The organism is Geodermatophilus sp. SYSU D00703, from assembly GCF_054050155.1.
The window spans coordinates 55,050-76,406 of sequence record NZ_JBJGYU010000001.1 but is presented as its reverse complement, the minus strand read 5'-3'; the positions used below and the strand labels follow the sequence as shown (position 1 = coordinate 76,406).

Annotated in this window: 26 protein-coding genes; 11 read left to right on the top strand and 15 right to left on the bottom strand. The window is 77.2% G+C overall.

The genetic code is table 11. The features are described 5' to 3' along the window. The first annotated feature begins 60 nt into the window (after positions 1-60). Positions 61-453, top strand: a complete 393-nt coding sequence (locus ACI782_RS00410; RefSeq protein ID WP_456904942.1) for a hypothetical protein — start codon at positions 61-63, stop codon at positions 451-453. A 3-nt stretch (positions 454-456) separates the two neighbouring features. On the opposite strand, the gene ACI782_RS00405 is transcribed toward ACI782_RS00410, so the two are convergent. Beyond that, entirely contained in the window at positions 457-1,182 is a 726-nt protein-coding gene (locus ACI782_RS00405; protein ID WP_456904940.1) for a cobalt-precorrin-6A reductase, read from the bottom strand. Between the two features lie 26 nt (positions 1,183-1,208). Here ACI782_RS00405 and ACI782_RS00400 point away from each other — a divergent pair, with 26 nt between their 5' ends. Further along, on the top strand, positions 1,209-2,303 hold the full coding sequence (locus tag ACI782_RS00400; RefSeq protein WP_456904938.1) for a cobalt-precorrin-5B (C(1))-methyltransferase: 1,095 nt from the start codon (positions 1,209-1,211) through the stop codon (positions 2,301-2,303). 41 nt (positions 2,304-2,344) lie between these two features. On the opposite strand, the gene cobM is transcribed toward ACI782_RS00400, so the two are convergent. From cobM to def, 3 genes are read right to left on the bottom strand one after another with little or no spacing between them, the layout of a single operon-like run. Next, a complete protein-coding gene (gene cobM / locus ACI782_RS00395) occupies positions 2,345-3,085 on the bottom strand; it encodes a precorrin-4 C(11)-methyltransferase (protein WP_456904936.1) in 741 nt (246 codons plus the stop codon). Next, positions 3,082-4,305 carry a precorrin-6y C5,15-methyltransferase (decarboxylating) subunit CbiE gene (gene cbiE, locus ACI782_RS00390; protein WP_456904934.1) on the bottom strand — a complete coding sequence of 408 codons (1,224 nt, stop codon included), beginning with the start codon at positions 4,303-4,305 and terminating at the stop codon, positions 3,082-3,084. The genes cobM and cbiE overlap by 4 nt, the downstream gene beginning before the upstream one ends. Beyond that, positions 4,302-4,859, bottom strand: a complete 558-nt coding sequence (gene def / locus ACI782_RS00385) for a peptide deformylase (RefSeq protein WP_456904932.1) — start codon at positions 4,857-4,859, stop codon at positions 4,302-4,304. Before def ends, cbiE begins: the two co-directional genes overlap by 4 nt. A gap of 89 nt (positions 4,860-4,948) precedes the next feature. Between def and ACI782_RS00380 the strand changes: the two genes are divergently transcribed. Then, positions 4,949-5,920, top strand: a complete 972-nt coding sequence (locus tag ACI782_RS00380) for a cobalamin biosynthesis protein (protein ID WP_456904930.1) — start codon at positions 4,949-4,951, stop codon at positions 5,918-5,920. Positions 5,921-5,954: 34 nt separating this feature from the next. Here ACI782_RS00380 and ACI782_RS00375 read toward each other — a convergent pair whose 3' ends face one another. The 8 genes from ACI782_RS00375 to ACI782_RS00340 all read right to left on the bottom strand — a co-directional run bounded on the left by ACI782_RS00375 (position 5,955) and on the right by ACI782_RS00340 (position 13,508). Next, positions 5,955-6,644, bottom strand: coding sequence for a PIG-L deacetylase family protein (locus tag ACI782_RS00375; protein ID WP_456904928.1), 690 nt, complete (start codon positions 6,642-6,644; stop codon positions 5,955-5,957). Beyond that, positions 6,637-7,206 (bottom strand): hypothetical protein, encoded by a 570-nt coding sequence (locus ACI782_RS00370; RefSeq protein WP_456904926.1) that lies wholly within the window; start codon positions 7,204-7,206, stop codon positions 6,637-6,639. The genes ACI782_RS00375 and ACI782_RS00370 overlap by 8 nt, the downstream gene beginning before the upstream one ends. A 203-nt stretch (positions 7,207-7,409) precedes the next feature. Continuing rightward, the gene (locus ACI782_RS00365) at positions 7,410-8,147 is read right to left on the bottom strand and encodes an HAD family hydrolase (protein WP_456904923.1); all 738 of its coding nucleotides are present in this window, start codon (positions 8,145-8,147) and stop codon (positions 7,410-7,412) included. Next, entirely contained in the window at positions 8,144-9,304 is a 1,161-nt protein-coding gene (wecB, locus tag ACI782_RS00360; protein ID WP_456904921.1) for a non-hydrolyzing UDP-N-acetylglucosamine 2-epimerase, read from the bottom strand. The genes ACI782_RS00365 and wecB overlap by 4 nt, the downstream gene beginning before the upstream one ends. Beyond that, the gene (locus tag ACI782_RS00355) at positions 9,301-10,368 is read right to left on the bottom strand and encodes an ATP-grasp domain-containing protein (RefSeq protein WP_456904919.1); all 1,068 of its coding nucleotides are present in this window, start codon (positions 10,366-10,368) and stop codon (positions 9,301-9,303) included. The genes wecB and ACI782_RS00355 overlap by 4 nt, the downstream gene beginning before the upstream one ends. Then, positions 10,365-11,573 (bottom strand): hypothetical protein, encoded by a 1,209-nt coding sequence (locus tag ACI782_RS00350; RefSeq protein ID WP_456904917.1) that lies wholly within the window; start codon positions 11,571-11,573, stop codon positions 10,365-10,367. The genes ACI782_RS00355 and ACI782_RS00350 overlap by 4 nt, the downstream gene beginning before the upstream one ends. Beyond that, positions 11,570-13,093, bottom strand: coding sequence for a glycosyltransferase (locus ACI782_RS00345; protein ID WP_456904915.1), 1,524 nt, complete (start codon positions 13,091-13,093; stop codon positions 11,570-11,572). The genes ACI782_RS00350 and ACI782_RS00345 overlap by 4 nt, the downstream gene beginning before the upstream one ends. 94 nt (positions 13,094-13,187) lie before the next feature. Further along, the gene (locus ACI782_RS00340) at positions 13,188-13,508 is read right to left on the bottom strand and encodes a hypothetical protein (RefSeq protein ID WP_456904913.1); all 321 of its coding nucleotides are present in this window, start codon (positions 13,506-13,508) and stop codon (positions 13,188-13,190) included. A gap of 61 nt (positions 13,509-13,569) precedes the next feature. Between ACI782_RS00340 and yczR the strand changes: the two genes are divergently transcribed. From yczR to ACI782_RS00320, 4 genes are all read left to right on the top strand, one after another. Continuing rightward, a complete protein-coding gene (gene yczR / locus ACI782_RS00335) occupies positions 13,570-15,021 on the top strand; it encodes a MocR-like transcription factor YczR (RefSeq protein WP_456904911.1) in 1,452 nt (483 codons plus the stop codon). Positions 15,022-15,426: 405 nt separating this feature from the next. Then, entirely contained in the window at positions 15,427-16,011 is a 585-nt protein-coding gene (locus ACI782_RS00330) for an ANTAR domain-containing protein (RefSeq protein WP_456904909.1), read from the top strand. A 104-nt stretch (positions 16,012-16,115) separates the two neighbouring features. Next, positions 16,116-16,781 (top strand): lysophospholipid acyltransferase family protein, encoded by a 666-nt coding sequence (locus ACI782_RS00325; protein ID WP_456904907.1) that lies wholly within the window; start codon positions 16,116-16,118, stop codon positions 16,779-16,781. Continuing rightward, the gene (locus tag ACI782_RS00320; RefSeq protein WP_456904905.1) at positions 16,778-18,286 is read left to right on the top strand and encodes a cobyric acid synthase; all 1,509 of its coding nucleotides are present in this window, start codon (positions 16,778-16,780) and stop codon (positions 18,284-18,286) included. The genes ACI782_RS00325 and ACI782_RS00320 overlap by 4 nt, the downstream gene beginning before the upstream one ends. On the opposite strand, the gene ACI782_RS00315 is transcribed toward ACI782_RS00320, so the two are convergent. Next, entirely contained in the window at positions 18,283-18,411 is a 129-nt protein-coding gene (locus ACI782_RS00315) for a hypothetical protein (protein ID WP_456904903.1), read from the bottom strand. The genes ACI782_RS00320 and ACI782_RS00315 overlap by 4 nt on opposite strands. A gap of 202 nt (positions 18,412-18,613) precedes the next feature. On the opposite strand from ACI782_RS00315, the gene ACI782_RS00310 reads away from it, so the two are divergent. Further along, on the top strand, positions 18,614-18,901 hold the full coding sequence (locus ACI782_RS00310) for an antibiotic biosynthesis monooxygenase (protein ID WP_456904901.1): 288 nt from the start codon (positions 18,614-18,616) through the stop codon (positions 18,899-18,901). Positions 18,902-18,913: 12 nt separating this feature from the next. Here the strand turns inward: ACI782_RS00310 and ACI782_RS00305 are convergent, their stop codons facing one another. After that, positions 18,914-19,303 (bottom strand): acyl-CoA thioesterase, encoded by a 390-nt coding sequence (locus ACI782_RS00305; protein WP_456904899.1) that lies wholly within the window; start codon positions 19,301-19,303, stop codon positions 18,914-18,916. A gap of 34 nt (positions 19,304-19,337) precedes the next feature. Here ACI782_RS00305 and ACI782_RS00300 point away from each other — a divergent pair, with 34 nt between their 5' ends. Both ACI782_RS00300 and ACI782_RS00295 read left to right on the top strand, forming a co-directional pair. Beyond that, positions 19,338-19,928 (top strand): MSMEG_1061 family FMN-dependent PPOX-type flavoprotein, encoded by a 591-nt coding sequence (locus ACI782_RS00300; RefSeq protein WP_456904897.1) that lies wholly within the window; start codon positions 19,338-19,340, stop codon positions 19,926-19,928. Between the two features lie 29 nt (positions 19,929-19,957). Then, positions 19,958-20,383 carry a VOC family protein gene (locus ACI782_RS00295; protein WP_456904895.1) on the top strand — a complete coding sequence of 142 codons (426 nt, stop codon included), beginning with the start codon at positions 19,958-19,960 and terminating at the stop codon, positions 20,381-20,383. Positions 20,384-20,440: 57 nt separating this feature from the next. Here ACI782_RS00295 and ACI782_RS00290 read toward each other — a convergent pair whose 3' ends face one another. Continuing rightward, complete coding sequence (locus ACI782_RS00290) at positions 20,441-20,593, bottom strand: hypothetical protein (protein ID WP_456904893.1); 153 nt, start codon at positions 20,591-20,593, stop codon at positions 20,441-20,443. A gap of 214 nt (positions 20,594-20,807) precedes the next feature. Between ACI782_RS00290 and ACI782_RS00285 the strand changes: the two genes are divergently transcribed. Continuing rightward, the gene (locus ACI782_RS00285) at positions 20,808-21,356 is read left to right on the top strand and encodes a type II toxin-antitoxin system PemK/MazF family toxin (protein ID WP_456904891.1); all 549 of its coding nucleotides are present in this window, start codon (positions 20,808-20,810) and stop codon (positions 21,354-21,356) included. Position 21,357 lies beyond the last annotated feature (1 nt).

The following is a 21,357-nucleotide window of genomic DNA, read 5'->3' as shown; positions in this document are numbered from 1 at the left end:
GTCGTCGGATGGTGCTCCAATCTTCAAACACCTCCCCCCGACCCTGCACCGGAGGACCCGATGACCCGGACCCGTGACACCGCCGTCGCCGCGCCCACGTCCACGATCCGGCCGGTGCAGGCCGCGGCCGTGCTGTCGGTGCTGGTGCTGCTCTGGCAGTTCTCCACCGCCGGGCAGGTGATGACCGGCGCGGCCGGCACCGGCGGGCACGGCGCGGGGGCGATCGCCCTGCACGTGGCCACCGGCCTCCTCTTGCTGACCACCGCCCTGCACGGACGGCGCACCCGGGTGTGGTGGCCGGCCGCCCTGAGCGGCGTCACGTTCCTGCTCACCTTCCTCCAGGCCTGGCTCGGCAGCTCCGGCCAGATCGCGGCGCACGTCCCGGTCGCCCTGGTCGTCACCATCGGCGTCGTGTGGGTGACGGCCTGGGCGTTCTGGCCCTCGAACTCGTAGTCCTCACCGGGCGCGCACCCAGGCCAGCGCCTCCTCCACCGTGGCCACGACGGGCACGCCCGGGGGCACCGGCGGCCGGCGGACGACGACCACCGGCAGCCGCAGCTCGCGGGCCGCGGTGAGCTTGGCGGCGGTCATCCCGCCCCCGCTGTCCTTGGTGACCACCACCTCGACGGCGTGCTCGCGCATCAGCGCCCGCTCCTCCTCGACGGTGAACGGACCGCGGGCGAGCACGACGGTCGTCCGCGCGGGCAGGGGCGGGGACGGCGGGTCGACCGCCCGGACCAGGCAGCGGCCGCGCAGGCCGGCGAAGGCGGCCAGCCCCTGCCGGCCGGTGGTGAGGAACACCGATCCCGAGCCGGCCACCGCCGCGGCGGCCGCCTCCAGCGAGTCGACCCAGCACCAGTCGTCGCCGGGTCCGGGGGTCCAGCCCGGCCGCTGCAGCCGCAGCAGCGGCGTGCCCGTGGCGGCGGCGGCCGCGGCCGCGTTCGCCGTCATCGTCGCCGCGAACGGGTGCGTGGCGTCGACCAGGACGGCGACACCATCCAGCGCCGCGGCCAGGCCCGCCACGCCTCCGAACCCGCCCACCCGCACAGCGCCGGGTGGCAGCACCGGGTCGGCGACCCGCCCGGCCAGCGAGCTGAGCACGTCCACGCCCTCGTCGACCAGCCGCTCGGCCAGCCGACGGGCCTCCCCCGTGCCGCCGAGGACCAGCACCCGGCCGGTCACCGCCGCGCCCCGTGCATGCTGATCCCGTGACGGAGGCCGGGCGCGAGCGCACCTCGGGGCTGCGCCACGGCTGGACGACCGGCGCCTGCGCGACTGCCGCGGCCACCGCCGCCTACACCGCCCTGCTCACCGGCGAGTTCCCCGACCCGGTGGGCATCGACCTCCCGCGCGGTCTGCGGCCCACCTTCGCCCTGGCCACCGAGGCGTTGTCGCCGGGGGTCGAGGCCTGCGCCGGCGTGGTGAAGGACGCCGGCGACGACCCCGACGTCACCCACGGCGCCCTGGTGTCGGCCCGGGTCACGCACGGCGAGCCGGGCAGCGGCGTCGTCTTCCGCGCCGGACCCGGTGTCGGCACGGTCACCAAGCCCGGCCTGCCGCTGCCGGTCGGCGAGCCGGCGATCAACCCGATGCCGCGGCAGTTCATCCGCGAGCACGTCGCCGCGGTCGCGGCCCGCCAGGGTGGCAGCGGGGACGTCGTCGTCGAGGTCGCGGTGGCGGGCGGCGAGCAGCTGGCCCGCAGGACGTGGAACCCGCGGCTGGGGATCGTCGGCGGGCTGTCGATCCTGGGCACGACCGGCGTCGTCGTCCCGTACTCGTGCTCGTCGTGGATCGACTCGATCCGGCGCGGCATCGACGTGGCCCGCGCGTCGGGGCGCACGCACGTGGCCGGCTGCACCGGGTCGACCAGCGAGCGGGTGGTCACCCAGCTGTACGGGCTGCCCGAGGACGCGCTGCTCGACATGGGTGACTTCGCCGGCGCCGTCCTCAAGTACCTGCGGCGCCACCCGGTGCCGCGGCTGACCGTCGCCGGGGGCATCGGCAAGCTGTCCAAGCTCGCCGACGGCCACCTCGACCTGCACTCCGGCCGCTCCCAGGTGTCCACCGAGTCGCTGGCGGCGATGGTGCGGGACGCCGGCGGCGCGCCGGGGCTGGTCGAGCGGGTGCGGCGGGCCAACACCGCGCTCGACGCGCTGCAGCAGTGCCAGGCGGCGGGGCTGCCGCTGGGCGACCTGGTGGCCGCCGGCGCCCGCAGGACGGCGGTCGGGGTGCTGCGCGGCGCGCCGGTGGCGGTCGACGTCGTGGTGATCGACCGCGGCGGCGCAGTGGTCGGCCGCGCTTGAGCGGAGTGGGACGGCGCGGGAAGTGCGCCCCTCCCGCTCCACTATCGGGCCCGGGCCGTCGAGTAGAGGTGGCTGTCGGGGAACTGCTCCGCGGTCAGCACCGGGCCGACGACCACGACCGCTGTCCGCGTCACCCCGGCCGCCGCGACCTGGCCGGCGATGTCGGCCAGCGTGCCGCGCAGCACCAGCTCGTCGTCCCGGCTGGCACGGGCCACGACGGCGACCGGGCCGTCGGCGCCGTAGTGCTCGGCCAGCTGCGGCGCCAGCTCGGCGATCCGCTGCACCGCCAGGTGGAGCACCAGGGTCGCGCCCGTGGCGGCGTAGGCGGCCAGCTCCTCCCCGGCCGGCATGGGGGTGGAGCGGGCCGACGTCCGGGTGAGGACGACGGTCTGCCCCACCCCCGGCACGGTGAGCTCCCGCTTGAGCGAGGCGGCCGCCGCGGCGAACGCGGGCACCCCGGGCACGACCTCGTAGGGCACGCCGGCGGCGTCCAGCCGCCGCATCTGCTCGGCCATCGCGCTGTAGACCGACGGGTCGCCCGAGTGCAGCCGGGCGACGTCGAGGCCGGCCTCGTGCGCCGCGACCAGCTCGGCGGTGATCCGGTCGAGGTCGAGGTCGGCGGTGTCGACCAGCCGGGCCCCGGGCGGCGCCGTGTCGAGGAGCTCGCGCGGCACCAGCGCGCCGGCGTAGAGGCACACCGGGCAGGTGGCGATCAGCCGCGCCGCGCGGAGGGTGACCAGGTCGGCTGCTCCGGGCCCCGCCCCGATGAAGTACACCGTCATGGCTTCGCCGTGCTGAAGATCGTCACGGGCATCGCGGGCCTCCAGCCGGTGAACGAGCCCACCGGCTCGGCCCGCTGGACGGCCACCCGCACCAGCTCCCCGCCCGCGCGGGCGTGCCAGCCGGCCAGCACCGCCTCGCTCTCCACCGTGACCGCGTTGGCCACCAGCCGCCCTCCGGGCGCCAGCGCGTCCCAGCAGGTCTCCAGGAGCAGCGGCGTGCTGACGCCGCCGCCGACGAACACCGCGTCGGGCGCGGCCAGCCGGGACAGCACCTCGGGGGCGGTCCCGTGGACGACGCGCAGGTACGGGACGCCGAGCCGGGTGGCGTTGCGGGCGATCCGCTCGGCCCGCTCGGCGGAGGCCTCCACGGCCACGGCGCGGCAGGTGGGGTGCGCCCGCATCCACTCGATGCCGATCGAGCCCGCGCCCGCGCCGACGTCCCAGAGCAGCTGCCCCGGCACCGCGGCGAGGCGGGCCAGCGTGACGGCCCGCACCTCGGACTTGGTGAGCTGGCCGTCGTGCTCGTAGGCGGCGTCGGGCAGCCCCGGGGTGGTGGGCAGCGGCGCGGTCCCGCGGTCGGCCCGGCACTCGACGGCGGTGACCACCAGCGGCGGCGCCGGCTCCGACCACGTGGCCGCGGTACCGGTGCGCACCACCTCCTCCGGTCCGCCGAGCCCGCCGAGCACGGTGACCACGCTCGGCCCGTACCCACGCGCGGTGAGCAGCTCGGCCACCTGCGCCGGCGTGCGCCCGTCGGACCCGAGGACCAGCAGCCGCCGTCCGGGCTGCACGTGCGGGTGCAGCAGCTCGACCGGGCGGCCGACCAGGGTGACCACCTCGGTCTCCTCCACCGCCCAGCCCAGGCGCGCGCAGGCCAGCGACACCGAGGACGGCGCCGGCAGCACCCGCACCCGGTCGGAGCCGAGCAGCCGAGTGAGCGTGGTGCCGATGCCCGACAGCATCGGGTCGCCGCTGGCCAGGACGACGACCGCGCGGCCGGCGTGCTCCTCGAGCACCCCGGGCAGCGCCTCGCTCAGCCGCGAGGGCCAGGGCACCCGCCGCGCCCCCACCGAGGGCGGGACGAGGTCGAGCTGGCGGGCGCTGCCCAGCAGCACCTCGGCGCGCTCGACCTCGGCGCGCGACGCCGGCGCCAGCCCGGCCCAGCCGTCGGCGCCGATGCCGACGACCACCAGCGGCGCCGTCGTCACCGCCCCGCTCACGCCGGCAGCTCCCCGCCCGGCCCGGCCGCCTCCGCCAGCAGCCGCTCGCGCAGCTCCGCGGGGAGCCGGTCGACGTAGACGGTCCCGTCCAGGTGGTCGACCTCGTGCTGCAGGCAGCGCGCGGCCATCCCGGTGGCCTCGATCGACACCGGGTACCCCGCCGCGTCGACGCCGTCCACCCGGGCCCGGAAGGCCCGCGGCAGCTCGGCGTAGGGACCGGGCACCGACAGGCAGCCCTCCTCGGTGACCTCCTCGGCCGGCTCGCCCTCGTGCGGCTCGGGGACGGTCAGCACGGGGTTGACCACGTAGCCGACGACGTCCTCCCCGTCCGCGTCCGGGCAGTCGATGACGAAGACCCGCGCGTCCACGCCGATCTGGTTGGCCGCCAGGCCCACCCCGTCGGCGGCCTCCATCGAGGCGAACATGTCGAGGACGAGGCGGCGCAGGTCCTTGCCGAACTCGGTGACCGGCGCGCAGGGGCGGTGCAGCACCGGGTCGCTGCCGTAGGTGACGATCGGCCGGGCTGTGCCGGAGTACCGGCCGGGCAGGCGCATGGACGCCGATCCTAGGGACCGTCCCGCGCGACGAGCCCCGCACGCGGGCGCCGGCTCCCTCCCGGCATGCTCGTGCCCTGCCCAGCGGAGTGGGCAGAGCTCGAGCACACCCGGAGGAGCACCTGCTGACCACGCCCACCGCCGCCGGCCTGGCCCTGGGCGCCGCCGCCGACCTCCTGCTGGCCGACCCGCGGCGCGGCCACCCGGTCGCGGGCTTCGGCCGGGCCGCCGGGGCGCTGGAGCGCCGGGTCTGGCGGGACTCCCGCGCCGCCGGTGCCGGGTACGCCGCCGTGCTGGTCGCGGCGACGGCGGGTCTGGGCGTCGTCGTCGACCGGGCCACCCGCGGCCGTCCCGTCTCCCGCGCCCTGGCCACGGCCACCGCCACCTGGGCGGTGCTCGGCGGCACCTCCCTGGGCCGGGCCGCGACCGCGATGGCAGCGCAGCTCGACGCCGGGGACCTGCCCGCCGCCCGCGCGCTGCTGCCCACCCTCGCCGGGCGGGACCCGCGCTCCCTCGACGAGGGCGAGCTGGCACGGGCCACCGTCGAGTCGGTCGCCGAGAACACCGCCGACGCCGCCGTCGCCCCGCTGTTCTGGGGCGCGGTCGCCGGCGTGCCCGGTCTCCTGGCGTACCGGGCGGTGAACACCCTCGACGCGATGGTCGGCCACCGGTCCCCGCGGTACGCGCGGTTCGGCTGGGCGGCCGCCCGCGCGGACGACGTCGCCAACTGGCTGCCCGCGCGGATCACCGCGGCGCTCACCGTGGCCGTCGCCCCGTGGGCCGGTGGCTCGGCGCGCGGGGCCTGGACCGCCTGGCGCCGCGACGGGGCCGCCCACCCCAGTCCCAACGCCGGGCGCTGCGAGGCCGCGGCGGCCGGTGCGCTGGGACTGCGGCTGGGCGGCCGCAACGTCTACGGCAGCCGGGTGGAGGACCGGCCGGCGCTGGGCAGCGGGCGCGCGCCGGCGCCCGCGGACGTCCCGCGCGCCGTGCGGCTCTCCCGCGCCGTGTGGATCGCGGCGGCGGCCCTCGCCGCAACGGCGTGCGGCCGCCGCCGCGAGTGACACCCGGACGGCGGCCGCACGCTCGCGAGGCGGGTCAGCCCAGGACGCCCGCCAGCGGGAGCCGGTAGGCGGCCGGGACGTCGTCCAGCGTCCGCCGCGGCGAGGGCACCAGGTCCATGACCACGCGGGTCGGGGCGAAGGCCTCGGCGTAGCCGATCCGGGCCTGGGCGCCCCAGTGCCGGGCCGAGGCCACGACGGCGTCCGGCTCGACCATCGCGGACATCTCGACCTGCGAGGCGTGCGCCTTGAGCGCGGCCAGCTTGCCGGAGATGTACGCGGTGACGTCGACGTAGACCGACGGCGAGAAGCTCAGGGTCGACGGGCTCTGGTAGTGCAGCACCCGCGACAGCCGGCGGGCGGCCGACAGCGTGACGGCGGCGACCGCGCGGTGGTCCTGGTGGCTGTCGTCGGGAGCGTGCACGTAGACGAGGTCGGCCTCGATCTCGTTGACCACGCGCTCGACGATGCCGACGGTGGCCGCGTCCGCGGTCACCAGGCAGTCGGTCAGGCCGCCCCAGCGCAGCTGGGCGCCCAGCGAGCGCGCGGCCCGCTCCTGCTCGGCCCGGCGGCCCACGACCTGGCGGCTGTCCCCCGGCCCGTTCTCCCCGCCGGTCATCACCAGCATGGTGACCGAGTCGCCGGCGGCCGCGTGGGCCAGCAGCGTCGCGCCGCAGCCCAGCTCGATGTCGTCGGGGTGCGCCCCGACGGCGAGGACCTTACGCACCGGTGGCCTCCGCCTCGGTCGGCTCGGTCGTCGCGGCGGCGCGCCGGCGGGAGCGGGCCACAGCGACGGCACCGACGATGCCGGCCGCTGCGAGGGCGATGACCGGCCCGGAGCCGTTGCCGTCGGCCGGCATCTGGGTCGAGGACGGGCAGACGGTGGCGTAGCTGACCATCGAGTTGTACTGCAGGACGGTCCCGTCGAGCTCCCAGCGCGCGTTGGCCCACAGGTCGGCGTTGGTGATCCGGACCGTGAAGGCGGCGTGGTGGGTGCCCGGCTGGAGGACGGTCGGCTGCGCCCCCTGCAGCCGCGTCGGGTACGTCTGGTTCGCGGGACCCAGCGGAAGGGTGACGGGGCTCGCGTAGCTGCTCCTGTACCCCACCACCACGGTGTAGCTGCCGTCGAGGTTGTCCGTGTAGCAGGACACGATGCCGGTCACACCGCCCGCGGCGGAGGCGGTGCCGGGCGCGGCGACCAGCGCCACGGCGGTCACCCCCAGGGCCAGGATTACCCGCGCGGTGCGCGTGGTGGTCCGCGCGCGCGCCTTCCGTGTGGTGCCTTCCATGGCGATGTCCTCGGTCTCCAGGGCGGCGGTCCCGCCCTACCTCCCCTACGTCGGCAGGAGGCGGGCGTCGACGGAGCCCCGGACGGAGCGGGTCACCCGGAGGGGGGAGGGGCCGCGGGCAGACGTCGCGATGCCATCGGTCCCGGGCGACCGGGACTGCAGGCCCGGCCGCGCGGGACCACCCGATCGGGGACCGCCGTCGCTCAGACGGGCGAGGGCACCCCGGCACGGGTGAGCACGGCGAGGGCCAGCGCGGCGGCGGCCGGGAAGTCGTCGGTCACCGCCCACGTCCCGGGCCGGTCGGGCGCCGCGGCGTGCTCGCCCTGCCGGACGCGCACCGCCCGTGCCCCGACGGCCGCGGCGACCGCGACGTCCTTCGCCGGGCGGTCCCCGATCACCAGCAGCCGGTCCGCCGGCACCCGCATCCGGCCGGCCAGCTCGAGCAGCCCACCCGGGGCGGGCTTGCGGGCCGCCCGCCCGCCGTGCGCGTCGGTCACCACCACCGCGGGCAGCAGCCGGTCCAGCCCGGTCGCCGCGAGCTTGGCCACTTGGATGACCGGGTTGCCGTCGGTGAGGCACCCGAGCGGGGCGGCGGCGGCCAGCGCCCGCAGCGCCTCCTCCACCCCCGGGTAGGGCGACAACCGGGCCGGCCGGTGGCCGGTGAAGGCCGCGACCAGCGCGGGCACGTGGTCGCCGACCCGGCCGGCGGGGACGCCGGCCGCCAGCAGGGCCCGGTCGATCGTCCCGCCGGTGTCCGAGCCCGCGGCCAGCTCCGCGGCGAGCGCGGCGTGCACCGCGTCGCCGTCCAGCCCCCGCTCCCCCGCGGCGCGGCCGACGGCCGCCGCGGCGCCGGCGAGGTATCGCGCCTGCGGGAACAGCGTGTCGTCGAGGTCGACCACCACCCCCAGCGGCGGCGGCCCGGACCACGGCGGTGGGGTCACCACGGCAGCCGGCCGTCGGTGTGGTCGGGCTCCTCGAGGGTGAGGAGGGCGTCGGTGTGCGGGTCTGCCAGGACCGCCGCGACCCGCCGCCCGGTGGTCCCGTCGCCGTACGGGCAGGACAGCGACGCGGCCCGCGCCTGGCCCTCGGGGCTGGTGTGCGCCGCGGCCGCGTCGAGGACGGCGGCAGCCGCGCGGTCGTCGGTGAGCCCGGCGAGGGTCGTCGTCCCCGCCTCCACGCCCTCCCAGCGCGGGGTGGAGCGGCGCAGCACCACGACCGGGACGCCGAGGTAGGCGGCCTCCTCCTGGATCCCCCCGGAGTCGGTGACCGCGAGCCGGGCCCGGCCGAGGGCCGCGAGCAGGTCGTCGTAGCCGACGGGGCCGCTCAGCGTGATCGCCGGGTGGTCCAGCTCCCCGGTCAGCCCGGCCGCCTCGAGCCGGGCCGCCGTCCGGGGGTGCACCGGGAAGGTGACCGGCCCGACCCGGTCGGCCAGCGCCCGGACGACGCCCACCAGCCGGGTCAGCCGCACCGGGTCGTCCACGTTGGTCGGCCGGTGCGCGGTCACCAGCACGCCGCGGCGCGCGGCGACCGGCACGCGCGGCACCCCACGGGCGACGAGGGTGTCGACGACCGGGTTGCCGACGACGAACACCCGCTCGGCCGGCACCCCCTCGGCGGCGAGGAAGGCCGCCGCGCGCTCGGTCGGGGCGAAGTGGAGCGCGGCGACCGCCGCTGCGACCCGCCGGTTGACCTCCTCCACGCTGCGCCCGTTGAAGCTGCGCAGCCCGGCCTCCACGTGGGCGAAGGGCACGCCGGCGGCCCGGGCGGCCAGCGCGTACGCCGGCACGGTGTTGGTGTCCCCGAGGGCCAGGACGACGTCCGGGCTGCACTTGGCGACGGCGCGGGCGGCGTCGGCGTGCAGCGCGCCGATGCGCTCCGCCGGGTCGGTGGTGGGCAGCTCGAAGCGCAGCGTGGGCGTCAGTCCCAGCGCCTCCTGCAACTGCGTGCTGAGCGCCGGGTCGGTGTGCTGCCCGGTGTCGACCACGTCCACCCGGTGGCCGGCGGCGGTCAGTGCGGCCACGACCGGCGCGAGCTTGACCACCTCCGGCCGGGTGCCGAAGGGCACCAGCACGCTCCGCTGACGCGGCCCGCCGCTCATGCCCGCACCGCCGCGGGGGCGCAGGGGTCGGCGACCGGGCTGCCGTCGTCGCTGCTGTAGGTCTCCGCGAAGTAGCGGCTCATCCGGACGCCGGGCCGGAACCAGAGCAGCGGCAGCTCCGCGCCCGGGTCGCGGACGCCGGTGAGGTAGGCGCCCACCACGTCGGCGCCGGCGGCGAGGGTCAGCGGCAGCCCCCCCGAGAAGCGCGGGTTGATCTCGACCACGGTGGCCGTCCCGTCGTCGGCCAGGAAACCCTGCACGTTGGCCGGGCCGGTGAGCCCCACGGCGGCGAGCGCGTCGGCGACCACGGTCGTGACGGCCTCGGAGTCGAACGTGCAGCCCTTCACCGAGATGCCGGCCTTGGTCTCCGACCGCCAGCGCGGCACCACCGTCCGCAGCTCGCCGTCGCGGCCGACGAGGGTGTCGGCGGTCCACTCCCGGCCGCTCAGCCGGGTCTGCGCGACCAGGTCCGGGTCGGCGCCGAGTGCGGCCACCACGTCCCGCAGGCCGTCCAGCAGGCGCACGCCGCGGCTGCCCCGGCCGGACCGCGGCTTGACCACCCAGGGGCCCGGGACGCCGGGCAGGTCCTCGAGCCGGTCCGTGGTCACCGGGTGGGGCACCCCGGCGGCGTGCATGCGCTCGGCGAAGCGGGCCTTGTCGCAGCACAGCTCGACGGCGGCGGGCTCGGGCAGCCAGGTGGCCACCCCGGCGGCGGCCAGCCGGTCGGCCCCGGCGGCGAGGGCCGGCAGCTCCTCGGCGACCGTCCCGACGAGCGCGTCCACCCCGTAGGCGCGGGCCACGCCGAGCAGCGCGTCGACGAAGCGGGGGTGGTCGGCGTGCGGGACGGTGACCGCCTCGTGCGCCAGGGCGCGGCCGGCCGCCGTCCAGTCGGCGTCGGCGGCGACCACCCGGTGCCCGAGGGCGACCAGCCGGCGGATCACCGCGATCCCGGCCGGGCCGCCGGCCCCGGTGACGAGCACGGCGGGCGGAGCCCCCGGATCGGCTGCGGGGCGGGCGGCGGGCAGGTCCCCGGCTGGGGTGGGGCGGGGCAGCGAACGGGTCACCGGGCATCCTCGAGGCGGCTGGGCGGGGCGGGGCGGGCGTAGGAGACGGGGCGGGCGGTGCGGTCGCGGTGCCGGCCGGGCGACGGCGCGGGGACCCGGGCCGCGGCGGGCACCACGGGCGGGCGGCCCGGGACGGCGATCAGCGGGGCGGGGAGCGTGGGCAGCACGCCGGTGACCGGCTCCGCGGGGACCGGGGCCGCGCCGGGGCGGGCGAGCAGCCAGCCGCGCGCCCACAGGCGCAGTGCGTCCACCCGCGGCCCGGTGACCGGCTCCCACTGCCGGGCGGCGACCGCCTCGGCCAGGGCGTCGAGGACCACCGGGGCCTCGTCGTGGGCCGCCGCCGCGAGCAGCGTGGCGGTGTGGACGCCGAGGCCGTCGGCGACCAGCTCGCGCAGCCGCTCGGCCCGCTCGTCGGCGGGGAGGTGCCCGATCCGGTAGTCGATCCGGCCGGCCTCGCGCCGCGCGGACAGCTGGCGGGAGGCCCACCGGGGCAGCACGTAGCGGTGCAGGAGCCCGGTGACCGTCGTCCGCCGGCGGCCCGGTCCGCCCCCGACCTCGGAGGTGCGGTAGCCGAGCCCGGGGCTGGCCCAGCTGTCGGGCCGGCGGGCCGTGTGCCGGCCGGCGACGTCCTGCTCGGCCCGCTCCCGGGTCGGCAGCGTCACGTAGACCATGAGCAGGAACCCGCCGAGGGTGGCGGCCATGTTCCAGACGGCGCCGACCCAGTCGTGGAAGAGCAGGAGTGCGCCCTGGCCCCACCACAGCCCCGCGAGGGTCGACAGCACGAGCCGGACATGGTTGAGCAGCACCACCAGGACGACGGACACCAGCAGCCCGGCCAGGGCGTGCAGCTTGCGGCTGCGCAGCACGACCGCGGTCAGCGCGGTGAGTCCGAGGACGGACAGGACCGACGAGCAGGACGCCGTGACGACGGCGTTGATGATCTCGACGTTCGCGCCCTCGCCGCGGAAGACCAGGACGTGCTGCGGCACGACCCCGGACACGTCCTCGATCCCGGCCAGCTGGAGGACGCCGACCACGCCGAGCGCCTCGACGGTCTGCAGGACGGGGGCCAGGTAGCGGAAGCCCAGCACGCAGATGGCCCCGGCCAGCACGAGGTCGAGCGCCACCGGCAGCATGCGGCGGGTGCTGCCGCGGGACCGGCGCCGGCGCAGGGGCAGGGTGGCCCCGGAGGCGGTCGCGGTCACCGCCCGCCGTCCCCAGCGGTCACCGGCCGGACCGAGAACGACCGAGGCCGCCCAGCACCCGGGAACGCCGGCACGGGGACGGACGGCGGGGTCGCCGCGGCGGCCGTAGGGACGACCGGCAGGGCGCTCGGCGGCTCTCTGCGCACGGTCGAGGTGGCTCCGGACCGCGAGGTCTTCACCCAGCTGTACGGCCGGCCGAGCATGCCGTCGAGGTAGGCCCGCGACGTGATCCAGATGGAGAGCGCGAACGCGGGCAGGAAGCCCATCAACCGCCAGGCCGACCGACGCTCGACCCGGCCGATCAGCAGCCCCACGGAGAGCTCGGCGAGCGGGCCGACGAAGAGCAGCATCGAGAGCGGCAGCAGCCCGACGACCGGCAGGTCGCCGATGCCGAAGGCGCGCAGGACGATGAGCACCAGGCCCAGGCCGCTGATCATCGGCATGTGGTAGCCGAGCAGGAACAGCGTCGTCTCGACCTTCTCCACCAGGGACAGGTGCGGCGAGCGCATGAGCGGACGCCAGTAGTCGCGCAGGCACTTCTGGTGTCCGCGCGCCCAGCGGTAGCGCTGCATCCAGAAGCGCCGGGCGCTGAGCACGCCCTCCTCGAAGTCGACGGCGGAGATGTCGTACCGGACGCGCTGGCCGGCCAGCAGGACCCGCAGGGTGAGGTCGGTGTCCTCGGTGACGGTCTCCGTGTTCCAGCCGCCCAGGGCCCGCAGGGTCGACATCCGCACCGCGCAGTTGGCGCCGCCGTAGGCGGGGAGCTCGAACAGCGCCTGCCGGCCGTACTCGTTGACGAGGTAACCGGAGAGGAAGTCGACGAACACGATCCCGGCCATCGCCGAGTCCTTGCCGTTGCGGATGACGCAGCGGCCCATCACCGCACTGACGACCGGGTCCCGGAAGTGCCGCACCAGGCGGCGCAGCGCCATGGGCTCGGGCTCGTGGTCGGCGTCGAACACGAGCACGACCTCGGCGTCGACGAGGTCGAGGGCGTCGTTCAGGGCGCCGGACTTGCCGCCGCCGGCACCCGGCGGTCGGTGGAGGACCCGCAGCCGCGGCTCGACCGCGGCCCAGGCGTCGAGCTTCGGGCCGGTGGCGTCGTCGGACCCGTCGTCGACGACCACCAGGGTCAGCCGGTCGGCCGGGTAGTCCAGCGCCAGGAGCGCGGTGACCATGCCGTCGACGACCAGCTCCTCGTTCTTGCAGCCGACGAGGACGGCCACGCTGGGCGTGAACGACCCGAGCCCGACGTCGGCGGCCAGCAGGTCGCGCTCGGCCCAGCGCGCGGCGGCGACGGCGAAGGCCAGGTGACGGCAGAAGTAGATGCCGAAGACGACGTTCAGCACACCCGCGAGGACGCCGAGGGTCGGGTCGACCCCGAACGCGAGGATCGCCGAGGTGAGGCCGAGGACGTAGACGAGCAGCACCGCCCTCCGGCCATCGGGACGCGAGCCGTGCGCCGGGGCCGAGCCGGCCGCGGGAGGGGACCGGTCGACGACTACCGCTCCTGCGGTCACGCCTCCCCCTCCTGCCGGGCCCGGACGGTGGACCGGGTCCACCGTTCGGGTCATCGGCAGCGGCCGGGCGGACCTACAGCGCAATCCGGCCGCGTCACCAGGAGCGCGTCGCCCCCGAGCCTGCACCGGGCAACGGAGCGGGGGCCCGGCGCGGTCGGGGCCCCCCGCGGAGGGTCGCCGCGAGCCCGGCGCCGCGGCCGGCCGGTCCGCGGGACGGCCGCGGCTGTGCCGGGTGCCGTGGCAGCACCCCCCGCGGCTCGGGCAGGACGGGGAAGCCGGCCGGGTCGGTGCGGGCGTGGCTGGCCGGGGGATCGGCCGGACCGCGCCCGCCGCGGACGGCGACGACGAGGGTGGTCACCGACAGGGCGACCAACCCGATGAGGATGAGCAAGACGACGACACCACCTGAGGTCATGCCCTGAGATTGGCATTGCCAAGACTGGCATGGAGCAGTCCACTCCGGCATGGTGGACCGCATGCCATCCGGGATCGGTCAGTCCACTTCGGCGTCCGAGCTGGCCACGCTCGTCGAGCCGCTGGAGGCCCTCCCCGGCCCCCGGTACGTGGCGCTGGCCCGGCGCGTCCGCGAGCTGGTCACCACCGGGGCACTGCCGGTGGGCACCCGGCTGCCCGCGGAGCGGGAGCTCGCCGCGGCGCTCGGGACCAGCCGGGTCACCATCGCCTCGGCCTACCGGCTGCTGCGCGCGGAGGGGTTCGCGGACACCCGGCACGGCTCGGGCACGGTGACCGAGCTGCCGACGGCCAGCAGCGGCTGGCGGGCGCCGAGCACCGACCCGGAGGTGCTCGACCTGGCCCACGCCGCACCCGAGGCGGTGCCCGAGGTGCTGGCCGCCTACGAGCGGGCGGTCGCGGCGCTGCCGGGGTACACCGCCGGGCACGGCTACGCGCCCAGCGGCCTGCCCGAGCTGCGCGCCGCGATCGCCGACCGGTTCACCGCCCGCGGCCTGCCCACCGACCCCGACCAGGTGGTGGTCACCGCCGGCACCGGGGACGCCACGGCGATCGCCGTCCAGACACTGCTGCAGCCCGGCGACCGGGTGCTGGTCGAGCACCCCACCTACCCCGGCGCCATCGGCATGGTGGGCGCCGCCGGCGGCCGCTGCGTCCCCGCGCCCGTCGACGCCGCCGACCCCGACGCCCTGGTGGGCGGCGCGGCGATCGTCGCCCGGCAGAGCGGCCCGCGGATGGCCTATCTCATGCCCGACTTCTCCAACCCCTCCGGGGCGCGGCTGTCCGCCGCCGGACGGCGCCGGCTGTCGGCGACCCTGTGGCAGCACGGCGTCCTGGCCGTCGTCGACGAGGTGACCGCCGAGCTGTACCTGGACGACGGGCCGCTGCCCCCGTTCGCCGCCGGGCTGCCGGACGCGGCGACGGTCACCGTGGGCGGTCTGGCCAAGGCCGTCTGGGGCGGGCTGCGCATCGGCTGGCTCCGGACCGACGCCGCCCTCGCCGACCAGCTCGGTGCCGCCCTGGGACGTCGGCAGCTCTCGGTCGGCGTCGTGGACCAGCTGGCCGCCACGGCCGTCGTCCGGCAGCTCGACGGGATCCTCGAGCGGCGCCGGGAGGTCCTGCGGGAGCGACGGGACGTGCTGCTCGCCGAGCTGGCCCGGCGGCTGCCCGACTGGTCCGCGCCGCGGCCGGCCGGCGGGCTGTCGGTGTGGTGCCGGCTGCCGGCGGGCACCAGCTCCGCCGCGCTCACCGCGGCCGCGGCGGCGCACGGCCTGCTGCTGGCGGAGGGGCGCGCGTTCGGCACCGGGCACGCCTTCGACGACCACCTGCGGCTGCCGTTCACCCTGTCCCCCGACCGGCTGCGGGCCGCGGTGCGGGTGCTCGCCGAGGTGGTCGCGGGCCTGCCCGCGCGGTCGCCGGGGGACCGCTCGCCCGCCCGCCCGGCCACGGTCGCCTGAAGGAGGACCCCGTCCTCCCCACCGCTCGCAGGGTCCGACTGCGGACAGCCCGTGGCGACGCGGCGCGGCGTGCGATCGGGCGGTCGCTGCGCGTGCGGACCGCTCCGTCCCGTCGTACCGTCCGGGTGCAACGGAGCGGCCGGTGGTCCCCCATCGGCGTACCGCGGTGGTCGAGCCCACGGCCGGCGGCGCCCCGGCACCGGGCTGTGCCCGGTGGCACCCCGTGGAGTCGACATGACAGCGACGCCTTCCCCCACCCTCAGCCGCAGCCGGCCCGTCGCGGAGCACCCCACGCCGGCCGCCCGTCCGGGGACGCCGGCGTCACGGCCGGGGCCGGCGCCCCGCAGGCTCGCGGGGCGGTTCCGTCACGACCGGCGCACCGGCACCTGGGCGTGGTCGCCGGAGATGGCCAGGCTGCTCGGCCTCCCGCGCGGTGGAGCGCACCCCTGCACCGAGCTCCTGGTGCGGTCCCTGCACCCGGGCGACCGGTCGCGCGCGTCGGAGGCGATCACCGCCGCCTGCGCCGACGGGCTGCCCTTCTCGGTGCGCGTCCGGCTCGGCAGCCGCAGCGGGCCCGGGACACCCGCCGTCCTCGTCGGGGAGCCGGTCGTGGACCCGACCGGCACGGTGGAGGCGCTGGAGGGGCTGCTGGTCTGCGTGCCCGAGGCGGCCGACGGCGAGGCGCCGTCGTGCCCCCACGGGTCCGAGGAGGACCGGGTCCAGGCGCTGGAGACCGAGGTGACCCAGCTGCGCACCGCCATGGCCAGCCGGGCGGCGATCGAGCAGGCCAAGGGCATCCTGATGCTGCTCACGAGCTGCGGTGACCAGGTGGCCTTCGACCTGCTGGCGCACATCTCCAGCAACTGCCACCGGAAGGTCCGCGAGGTGGCCGTGGCCATCGCCGAGTCCGCCGCCGGCCGGTCGTCGCTGCCGGAGGACGTGCGGGCCCTGATCCGGGACGTCTGCCCGCCCACGCCGCGCATGCACTGAGCCGTCCTGCGCCCCTGCGACCACCCGGCCCGGGCGGCACGGGAGAATGCCCGCTGTCGCCGGCACCCGCCGGCGGCTCCCCGAGCCGAGAGGGGAAGCGCGGCGTGCTCTACCTCGTCGCCCGGTTCCTGCTGCGTCCGCTGTTCCACGCGGTGTTCCGCATGCGCGTGACCGGGCGGGAGAACGTCCCGCCCACCGGGCCGGTGATCCTGGCCAGCAACCACCTGTCGTTCATCGACAGCATGGTGATCCCGCTGTCCGCACCGCGGCGGGTGCACTACCTGGCCAAGGCGGAGTACTTCACCGGGCCCGGGATCGGCGGGTGGCTGTCCAAGCAGCTGTTCACCGCGCTCGGTGCCATGCCGGTCCAGCGGCAGACCTCCCGCGCCGCGCAGGAGGCGCTGGACACCGCGCTCGGGGTCCTCCGCCGCGACGAGGGCTTCGGCATCTACCCCGAGGGCACCCGCTCGCGCGACGGCCGGCTGGCCCGCGGCAAGACCGGGGTCGCCTGGCTGGCGCTGACCGCCGACTGCCCCGTCGTCCCGGTCGCGGTGGCCGGCACCGACGAGGTGCAGCCGGTGGACTCCCGGTGGCCCCGGCCGCACAAGGTGTCGGTGACCTTCGGCGAGCCGCTCACCTTCCCCGAGTACCGGGGCATGGCCGGCAACGGCCGCGCCCGCCGGGCGGTGACCGACGAGATCATGGAGGCGATCGCCGAGCTGTCGGGCCAGGAGAAGGCCGGGTGGGGCACGCCCCGCGAGGTGGCGTGACCCGCCCACGCCCCGGCGCGCTGCTCGTCGCGGGGACGACGTCGGACGCCGGCAAGTCCGTCGTCACGGCCGGCATCTGCCGCTGGCTGGTGCGCCAGGGGGTCTCGGTGGCCCCGTTCAAGGCGCAGAACATGAGCAACAACTCGATGGTCACCGCCGACGGCGCGGAGATCGGCCGAGCCCAGGTCGTGCAGGCCGCGGCCGCCCGTGTCGAGCCGGAGGCGGCGATGAACCCGGTGCTGCTCAAGCCCGGCGGCGAGGACTCCAGCCAGGTCGTCGTCCTCGGCCGGCCGGTCGCCGAGGTGACCGCGCTGTCCTACCGGCCGATGAAGGCGGCGCTGCTCGAGCAGGTGCTGGCCAGCCTCGCCGACCTGCGCGCCCGGTTCGACGTGGTGGTGTGCGAGGGCGCGGGCTCCCCCACCGAGATCAACCTGCGCGCCGACGACATCGCCAACATGGGCCTGGCCACCGCCGCGGGGCTGCCGGTGGTCGTCGTCGGCGACATCGACCGGGGCGGGGTGTTCCCCGCCCTCTACGGGACGGTCGCGCTCATGCCCCCGGCCGACCAGCGGCTGGTCGCGGGCTTCCTGGTGAACAAGTTCCGTGGCGACGTCCGCCTGCTGCGCCCGGGGCTGGACGCGCTGACCGGGTTGACCGGCCGGCCCTCGCTCGGCGTGCTGCCCTGGCGCGACGGCCTCGACCTCGACGTCGAGGACTCCCTCGGCCTCGGGGCGGCCCGGGCCGCGGCCGGCCCGCCGCACGGGGAGGACGTGCTGCGGGTGGCCGTCGCGCGGCTGCCGCGGCTGTCCAACTCCACCGACGTGGACGCGCTGGCCGCCGAGCCGGGGGTGCTGGTCCGCTACGCCACCACCCCGCAGGAGGTGGCCGACGCCGACCTGGTCGTCCTCCCCGGTACCCGCGCCACCGTCGCCGACCTGGGCTGGCTGCGCGCCACCGGCCTGGCCGACGCCGTGTCGCGGCGGGCCGCGGAGGGCCGGCCGGTGCTCGGCATCTGCGGCGGCCACCAGATGCTGGCGCGGACCATCACCGACGACGTCGAGTCGCGGGCCGGCGCCGTCCCCGGCCTCGGGCTGCTGCCGGCCGACGTCCGCTTCGCCCGCGAGAAGACCCTGGGCCGGCCGGTGGGGACGGCGTTCGGCGAGCCGGTGCGCGGCTACGAGATCCACCACGGCGTGGTCGCCGTCGACGACGACGCCGAGCCGTTCCTCGACGGGGCGCGGGCCGGCGCGGTGTGGGGCACCACCTGGCACGGGGCGCTGGAGAACGACGCCTTCCGCCGCGCCTTCCTCACCGAGGTGGCGCGAGTGGCCGGCCGCCGGTTCGTGCCGGCGCCGGACACCGACTTCGCCGCCGTCCGGGAGCGCCGGCTCGACGCCCTGGGCGACCTGGTCGCCGAGCACGCCGACACCGACGCGCTGTGGCGGCTGGTCGAGGAGGGCGTCCCGGACGGGCTGCCGCTGCTGCCGCCGGGCGCCGGGCGTTAGACGGCCCACCCGGCGGGCGCGCCGAGCCGCGCCGTCCGGCGACCGAGCACCCGGTCGGTCAGTCCGACGGTGAGCAGCGGGAGCAGCGCGATGGTGACGAAGACCGCGGCCCCCGCGGCGGCCACGCCGAGCCACCGGAGGACGCCGAACCGAGGGCCCGGTACGGGCACCCGTCCGGGTCGTGCGTGCGCGACGAGGGACGACGCGCGGGCCGGACCCCGCGGGGGCGGGCCCGTGTCCCCGGGTCCCGTACCGGGTGCACCCCACCGCGGGACCATCGCCCGACCGGCCCGGGCAGGCGCGCCCGGCACCTCGCAGGAGGTCCCGATGACGATCGCGGTCCACGTGGTGAACACGCCGAAGCCCGACGCCCGGCAGGCGTACGAGGCGGCGTGGCGGCGCATCGACGAGCAGGGCCTGCGGCACCCCGCGGGCCGGCAGAGCCACACCGCGTGGATGACCGGCGACGTGCTGCACGTGGTCGACGTCTGGGACTCCCCCGAGGCCATGGAGGAGTGGATGGCCACCCTCGCCCCGATCCTCGAGGAGTTCGGGATGCGCCTCGACGGCCGGCCGGAGGTCGGCGAGGTCCTCCAGGTGGTCCGGCCCGGCTGACCGGCGTGCCGGTCAGCCCGCGGAGAGCCGCTCGCGGACGTCGTCCGGCCAGGCCGCGGCGACGCCGTCGGTCACGCACACGTACGTCGTCCGGACGACGCAGCAGACCCGCTCCCCCACGTGCACGGTGAACCGCGCGGTCACGCTGGTGCGGCCCACCTGCTCGGTCTCGGCGTCCACGGTGACGGTGTCGCCCCAGCGGGCCGGGGACGACCACTCCAGGGTGCTCGCCTTGACCAGCGGGTCGATGCGGCGCTCGGTCAGCTCCGCCCAGGACAGCCCCATCGACGCCCACCACCCGTTCGAGGCCTCGTCGGCCCAGGTCAGGTAGTGGGCGTTGAACACCACACCCTGCTGGTCGCACTCGACGTACCGGACGGGGGCACTCCACTGCGCGGGCACGGGGTCGAACGCTAGCCCCGTACCGTCTGCCCCCATGGACGACGTGCTGGCCCGGTACCGCAGCCCCTCCCAGCTGGTGCACGACAAGGTGATCGACCACCTCGACCGCCACTGCGCGGCCTTCATCGGGCTCGCCCCGTTCGCGACGCTGTCCACGGCGTCGGCCGACGGCTGGCCGGACGTCTCGCCGCGCGGCGGCGACGCCGGGTTCGTCGAGGTGCTCGACGAGCACCGGCTGGCCCTCCCCGACCGGCCGGGCAACAACCGGGTGGACAGCCTGCGCAACGTGGTCGCCAACCCGCGGGTCGCCCTGCTGTTCCTGGTGCCGGGCATCGAGGAGACCCTCCGCGTGTACGGGACCGCCGAGCTGACCGCGCCCGAGGAGCTGGACGTGGACCTCACCGAGTTCGGCCGGGCCCCGCGCTCGGTGCTGGTGGTGACGGTGGCGCGGGCGTACTTCCAGTGCGCCAAGTCGGTGATGCGCTCGGGCCTGTGGGACCCGGAGCGGAAGGTGGAGCGCTCGGCGTTCGCCCCGATGCGCGAGGTCTTCGGCGACCACTGCAGGCTCACCACCCCGCTGCCCGACGACGCTGTGATGCGGGCGGGGCTGGCGCAGGAGCTCTGAGCGTCGGTACCCGCCCCTACGGTGCGGCCATGGCGACCGACGTGCAGATCGTGATCGACAGCGCCGACCCGCACCCGCTGGCCGACTGGTGGGCGGAGGCCCTGGGCTGGCAGGTGGAGGCCCAGGACGAGGCGTTCATCCGGGGGCTGGTGGAGTCCGGCGCGGCGTCGGACGCGGACACCACCACCCACCGCGGCGCGCTGGTGTGGCGGGTCGGGGCGGCGCTGCGGTCGCCGGACCCGGGCCGGCCGCGGGTGCTGTTCCAGCTCGTCCCCGAGGCCAAGACGGTCAAGAACCGCGTGCACCTGGACCTGCACGTGGGCGACGAACGGCGAGAGGGAGAGGTCGCCCGCCTGGTCGGGATGGGGGCGACCGAGCTCTACCGCCGGTCGCAGGGCCCCTTCACGTGGGCGACCCTGGCCGACCCGGAGGGCAACGAGTTCTGCGTCGCCTGAGGGAGGCCCGTCCTCTCCATCCCTGGCAGGCCCGGGGCGGGCCCCCGGACGGAGCCGTCAGCTGGCGGGCAGGTCCCGGGCGAGCTTGCGGTAGGCGACGGTGCGCTCGGCGATCGCGCGGCGGCGGCCCCGTCTGGTGCGGCGGTCGTGGCCACCGAGGTAGCGGGCGTCCTCCACGAGCTGGAAGGCCGCGAGGACGCTGGCCTTCACCTCCCGCGATCGTGGTGCGGCCGGAGGGACCGGCTGGGCCGAGGTCATCGAGGACCCCCCTCTCCCGGAGGGCCACCTCTGACCACCCCGTGCGCTCATGGTGCCCCTGTATCGGCAGGTCCAACCGCGAACGTGACCGATTGGTACCGGAGTGTCACGTGTGACACACGAGGTTCGCGTCACACCGGTCGGCAGGGGTCCGTACGGTGCCGTCATGGCGCGTACCGGGATCGTCCGACGGCTCGCCGGCGTGCTGCGCGCGGTCGCGCAGCCGGCCACCCGAGCGGCACGGGGCACGCGGCGCGCTCGCAGCCGGGTGCCCGCGTCCCCGCGGGCGGGCGGCTCCGGCGTCCGGGACCTCGACGGCGGGCTCACCGGCGTCGACCTGGACTACCGCCCCCGCCCCGACGACCGGCCCGACCCCGGTGAGGTGGTCTGGGCGTGGGTGCCCTTCGACGAGGGCGACGGCCGCGGCAAGGACCGTCCGGTGCTCGTCGTCGGTCGGCGGGGCGCGGACCTCCTGGTCGGGCTGATGCTCTCCAGCCGGGACCACGACGTCGACGCGGCCGACGAGGCCCGCCACGGCCGGTACTGGCTCGACGTCGGCCGGGGCGCCTGGGATCCGCAGGGCCGGCCCAGCGAGGCGCGGCTGGACCGCCTGCTGGAGGTGCCGGCCGCGGCCGCCCGCCGCATGGGCGCCGCGCTGGACCGGGCGCGCTTCGACGCGGTGGTCGCCGCCGTCCGTGAGTTCCACGGCGCCTGAG

Coding starts and splice junctions, on each gene's coding strand:
- ACI782_RS00300 (WP_456904897.1), top strand. CDS start 19,338: ATGGACGACGTGCTGGCCCGGTACCGCAGCCCCTCCCAGCTGGTGCAC.
- ACI782_RS00410 (WP_456904942.1), top strand. CDS start 61: ATGACCCGGACCCGTGACACCGCCGTCGCCGCGCCCACGTCCACGATC.
- cobM (WP_456904936.1), bottom strand. CDS start 3,085: ATGACGGTGTACTTCATCGGGGCGGGGCCCGGAGCAGCCGACCTGGTC.
- ACI782_RS00340 (WP_456904913.1), bottom strand. CDS start 13,508: ATGACCTCAGGTGGTGTCGTCGTCTTGCTCATCCTCATCGGGTTGGTC.
- yczR (WP_456904911.1), top strand. CDS start 13,570: ATGCCATCCGGGATCGGTCAGTCCACTTCGGCGTCCGAGCTGGCCACG.
- ACI782_RS00330 (WP_456904909.1), top strand. CDS start 15,427: ATGGCCAGGCTGCTCGGCCTCCCGCGCGGTGGAGCGCACCCCTGCACC.
- ACI782_RS00310 (WP_456904901.1), top strand. CDS start 18,614: ATGACGATCGCGGTCCACGTGGTGAACACGCCGAAGCCCGACGCCCGG.
- ACI782_RS00370 (WP_456904926.1), bottom strand. CDS start 7,206: ATGGAAGGCACCACACGGAAGGCGCGCGCGCGGACCACCACGCGCACC.
- wecB (WP_456904921.1), bottom strand. CDS start 9,304: ATGAGCGGCGGGCCGCGTCAGCGGAGCGTGCTGGTGCCCTTCGGCACC.
- def (WP_456904932.1), bottom strand. CDS start 4,859: ATGCGCCTGCCCGGCCGGTACTCCGGCACAGCCCGGCCGATCGTCACC.
- ACI782_RS00285 (WP_456904891.1), top strand. CDS start 20,808: ATGGCGCGTACCGGGATCGTCCGACGGCTCGCCGGCGTGCTGCGCGCG.
- ACI782_RS00295 (WP_456904895.1), top strand. CDS start 19,958: ATGGCGACCGACGTGCAGATCGTGATCGACAGCGCCGACCCGCACCCG.